Origin of the sequence: Pricia sp., assembly GCF_041745955.1 — a bacterium.
GTDB lineage: Bacteria > Bacteroidota > Bacteroidia > Flavobacteriales > Flavobacteriaceae > Pricia.
Genome location: NZ_JBGTHY010000515.1, coordinates 1 through 4,295, shown reverse-complemented (window position 1 = coordinate 4,295; position 4,295 = coordinate 1). Strand labels below are relative to the sequence as shown.

Here is a 4,295-nt window from a genome sequence, read left to right as displayed (position 1 = left end):
AAGACAAATTTTGGGAGGTCATTCATGAATTGAAGGAGGCCGGGGCAGAAGGTATTTTAGTCTGCCCTATCGAAAAAATGGTGTTATAAAGTACGAAAGTCTCACTAACCGACCTGCAAGGTTTCCCGCCGTAGGCGGAACCTTGTAGGTCTAGCCCTGCATCATAAGAAAATCAAAATGAACAAAATTTATAACCCAAATAAAGCCGATTGGATGGACGTTTTAAAACGCCCAACGCAGGCCATTGCCGATATCGAGCAGAAGGTAAATACTATTTTTAAGGAGGTTCAGGAGGAGGGCGACCACGTGCTAAAAGTCTATACCAAGAAATTCGATAAGGTTGTGTTGGATGATTTGAAGGTTTCTAAAATGGAGATGGAAGAAGCCAAGACTCAGGTATCATCTGAACTGAAGGATGCCATCCAATTGGCGAAAACGAATATCGAGACTTTCCATAAAGCCCAAATAACGGATAAAATTGAGGTGGAAACGGTAAAGGGAGTCCGCTGTTGGCAAGAAAAGCGTCCGATACAAAAAGTCGGACTTTATATTCCCGGGGGCACTGCGCCGTTGTTCTCGACCATTTTGATGCTGGCCGTTCCCGCAACAATCGCGGGTTGTCAAGAAATTGTTTTGTGCTCTCCACCGAATAGGGAGGGAAAAGTACACCCGGCGATTTTGTACACGGCGGATCTCTGTGGGGTAACACAAATTTTTAAGGTCGGAGGCATACAGGCCATTGCGGGCATGACCTTCGGCACCGAAAGCATCCCACAGGTCTATAAAATATTCGGTCCGGGCAACCAATATGTAACGGTAGCCAAACAAATTGCCACGAAATACGGAGTAGCGATCGACATGCCCGCCGGACCGAGCGAACTTTTGGTCGTAGCCGACGATACGGCCAATGCGGTCTTTGTGGCGTCCGATCTATTGAGCCAGGCAGAACATGGAATGGATAGTCAGGTAATATTGGTATCGACATCCAAAGAAATGATCGATGCGGTGGAAAAAGAGATAGAAAAACAGATCGAAAAGCTACCTAGAAAAGAAATTGCTCAAAAAGCCATAGATAACAGTAAGTTGATTTATGTAGCCGATGACAGCACCGCCATCGATCTGATCAACGAATATGGCCCTGAACATTATATCGTTTGTGTCGAAAACGAGGATTTTTATCTTGACAATACAATAAATGCCGGTTCGGTATTTATCGGTAATTACACGCCAGAAAGTGCGGGTGATTACGCTAGCGGAACTAACCATACCCTTCCCACAAACGGTTACGCAAAACAATACAGTGGCGTAAATTTGGACAGTTTTATGAAAAGTATGACCTTTCAAAAAATAACTCAGGAGGGCCTCAAAGAAATAGGAAACGCCATAGAGATTATGGCAGACGCGGAAGGGTTGCAGGCGCATAAAAATGCGGTGACGTTGCGATTGGAGAGTTTGAAAAATAACATCTCCACTTGAGATGGGAAAAGTCCGCTTCAACAGATAGGGGTGTGTCCGACCCAAACGGTTTAAAATAACTCACTAGTATCACGAGGAAATGCCAGTACAAAAGAAATTTAACATACAAAGCTTGATTCGGGAAAACGTAAAAGGCCTAAAACCCTATTCTTCCGCCCGCGACGAGTACGTCGCCGATGGTTCCCCAATGGTGTTTCTGGATGCCAACGAGAATCCGTTCGATAACGGGGTGAACCGCTATCCCGACCCCCAGCAGCGGCGTTTGAAGTCCGTTTTGGCGGAGCGGAAAGCGGTTCCCGTAGAAAATATGCTGTTGGGCAACGGAAGCGATGAAGTTTTGGATCTGATTTTCCGGGCATTCTGTGCCCCTAAAGTGGACAATATCATCACCTTGCCCCCGACCTACGGGATGTACAGTGTGCTTGCCGGTATCAACCATATCGAAAATCGCGAAGTACTGCTTACCGGGAATTTTCAGCCAGATGTGGATAAAATCTTAGAGCGGGCAGATGAAAATTCCAAATTGCTGTTTCTCTGTTCCCCGAACAATCCTACGGGCAATAGTTTTTCGAAGGAGAAAATCATCCGTCTTTTGGAAGATTTCAAAGGTCTGGTGGTTATTGACGAGGCCTATATCGATTTTTCCGATGGACAAAGCTGGACAAAAAAATTGGAAGACTATCCCAATTTGATTATTACTCAAACGCTATCCAAAGCGTACGGATTAGCGGGCATTCGCTTGGGTATCTGCCTGGCATCCAAAGAAATCATATCCGTTCTGAATACAATCAAACCGCCTTACAATGTCAGCGAGCTGACACAGAAGCACGCCTTGAAAAGGCTACAGGGCGTCTCTAGAATCCGCTTGGAAATTGCGGAACTACTGAACCAAAAAAAATTGGTGATGAAAGTGTTGAAGCACGTAGCCTTTATCGAAAAGGTATATCCTTCCGACGCGAACTTTATCTTGGTAAAGGTCGATAACGCCGAGAGGCGCTACGAACAGCTGTTGAAAAAGGGTATTGTGGTCAGAAACCGGAACAATCAACCACTCTGCAAAGACACATTGCGGTTTACCATCGGTACGCCCGAAGAAAATATTAAGTTGGTAATGGCACTCAAGGAAATAAACTAGAGGTAATGAAAACTGCAGAACAACATAGTTCAAAAAGGGCAAGTTCAGAATCGGAGATGGCCGGAAGAAAGGTACTTTTTATAGATCGTGACGGCACGATTATCAAGGAAACCGTCGACGAGCAGATCGATGGGTTCGAAAAGATGATTTTTTATCCGAAGGCTTTCACTTTTTTGGGGAAAATAGCCAAGGAACTGGATTACGAACTGGTCATGGTTACCAACCAAGACGGATTGGGTACGGAGTCTTTTCCGGAGGATACTTTTTGGCCCGTGCATAACTTTATCTTGAAATCCTTTGAAAACGAAGGCGTGGTGTTCAACAAGGTTTTTTTGGACCGGACTTTCCCCCATGACAATGCCGACACCCGTAAACCGGGTACAGCCTTATTGACCGAGTACTTTTCGGAAGATTTTGATTTGAAAAATTCCTTTGTCATCGGGGATCGCCTGACGGACATGGAACTTGCTAAAAATCTAGGCTCCAAGGGTATTTTTATGAATGACAACACCAATTTGGGCACTGGCGAGATTACCGTAAAACGAGAAGAGCTGGATTCGGTAATCGCTCTGGAAAATAAGGATTGGGAGAAAATCTATGAGTTCTTAAAACTGGAAAGCCGGGTTTCGGAAATCCATAGAAAAACCAACGAGACCGACATTTTTATAAAGGTGAATCTTGATGGTACGGGCAAAAGCGACATCAAAACTGGACTGGCCTTTTTCGACCATATGCTGGACCAACTGGCCCGCCATGGCCAAATGGACATTGAAATCAAGGTCGACGGCGATTTGGAAGTCGATGAACATCACACCATCGAAGACACGGCAATCGCGATGGGGGAAGTATTCCATAAAGCCATAGGCAACAAACTAGGTATCGAACGCTACGGTTTTTTTCTTCCTATGGACGATTGTCTCGCGCAAGTGGCCGTCGATTTCGGCGGCCGCAACTGGCTGGTCTGGGATGCGGAATTCAAAAGGGAAAAAGTAGGCGATATGCCTACGGAAATGTTCCATCATTTCTTCAAATCCTTTACGGATAGCGCCAAGGCCAATTTGAATATTAAAGCCGAAGGCACCAACGAGCACCACAAGATCGAGGCGATTTTCAAGGCGTTTGCCAAGTCGATAAAGATGGCGGTTAAGCGCGATGTAGAGAAGATGGTGCTGCCGAGCACGAAAGGAATGCTTTAGGTTACTTTGTACTTAATACCCAATACCGAAAAATGAAAATTGTAATAATAAACTACGGCGCAGGAAACATACAAAGTATCAAATTCGCTATCCAACGGTTGGGGCACGAAGCCATCTTAAGCCATGATATCGAAGAGATACAGTATGCGGACAAGGTCATTTTCCCGGGAGTAGGTGAGGCTAGTAGTGCTATGAAAAAGTTGCGGGATAGCCAATTGGATTCACTTATTCCTGATTTGAAGCAGCCGGTCCTCGGTATTTGTCTCGGTATGCAGCTGATGTGTAATTTTTCGGAAGAGGGAAATACGAAAGGCCTTGGCATCTTTAACACCGATGTTGTAAAGTTCTCGAATGCCGTAAAAGTTCCGCAAATAGGGTGGAATCAAATATCTAATTTAAAATCCGCAGTTTTTAAGGAAGTTAGGGAGAACGAACATATTTATTTGGTGCACAGTTTTTATGCGCCTTTATGTGATGAAACGATTGCC

General features: G+C 44.9%; 5 protein-coding genes. All 5 read left to right on the top strand.

Going from position 1 to position 4,295, the window contains the following annotated elements; genetic code table 11:
• The coding region (locus ACEW8S_RS18395) for a hypothetical protein (RefSeq protein ID WP_373519567.1) at window positions 1-89 on the top strand (89 nt) is incomplete at its 5' end.
• Between the two features lie 88 nt (window positions 90-177).
• Window positions 178-1,476 carry a histidinol dehydrogenase gene (hisD, locus tag ACEW8S_RS18390; protein WP_373519566.1) on the top strand — a complete coding sequence of 433 codons (1,299 nt, stop codon included), beginning with the start codon at window positions 178-180 and terminating at the stop codon, window positions 1,474-1,476.
• A 79-nt stretch (window positions 1,477-1,555) separates the two neighbouring features.
• Entirely contained in the window at window positions 1,556-2,611 is a 1,056-nt protein-coding gene (gene hisC / locus ACEW8S_RS18385; protein ID WP_373519565.1) for a histidinol-phosphate transaminase, read from the top strand.
• A gap of 5 nt (window positions 2,612-2,616) precedes the next feature.
• The gene (gene hisB, locus ACEW8S_RS18380; protein ID WP_373519564.1) at window positions 2,617-3,807 is read left to right on the top strand and encodes a bifunctional histidinol-phosphatase/imidazoleglycerol-phosphate dehydratase HisB; all 1,191 of its coding nucleotides are present in this window, start codon (window positions 2,617-2,619) and stop codon (window positions 3,805-3,807) included.
• 32 nt (window positions 3,808-3,839) lie between these two features.
• A partial coding sequence (gene hisH, locus ACEW8S_RS18375; protein ID WP_373519563.1) for an imidazole glycerol phosphate synthase subunit HisH occupies window positions 3,840-4,295 on the top strand: 456 nt, incomplete at its 3' end.

Bases quoted from the DNA above. Each gene is read 5' to 3' on its own strand.
- hisD (WP_373519566.1), top strand. From the start codon at position 178: ATGAACAAAATTTATAACCCAAATAAAGCCGATTGGATGGACGTTTTA.
- hisC (WP_373519565.1), top strand. From the start codon at position 1,556: ATGCCAGTACAAAAGAAATTTAACATACAAAGCTTGATTCGGGAAAAC.
- hisB (WP_373519564.1), top strand. From the start codon at position 2,617: ATGAAAACTGCAGAACAACATAGTTCAAAAAGGGCAAGTTCAGAATCG.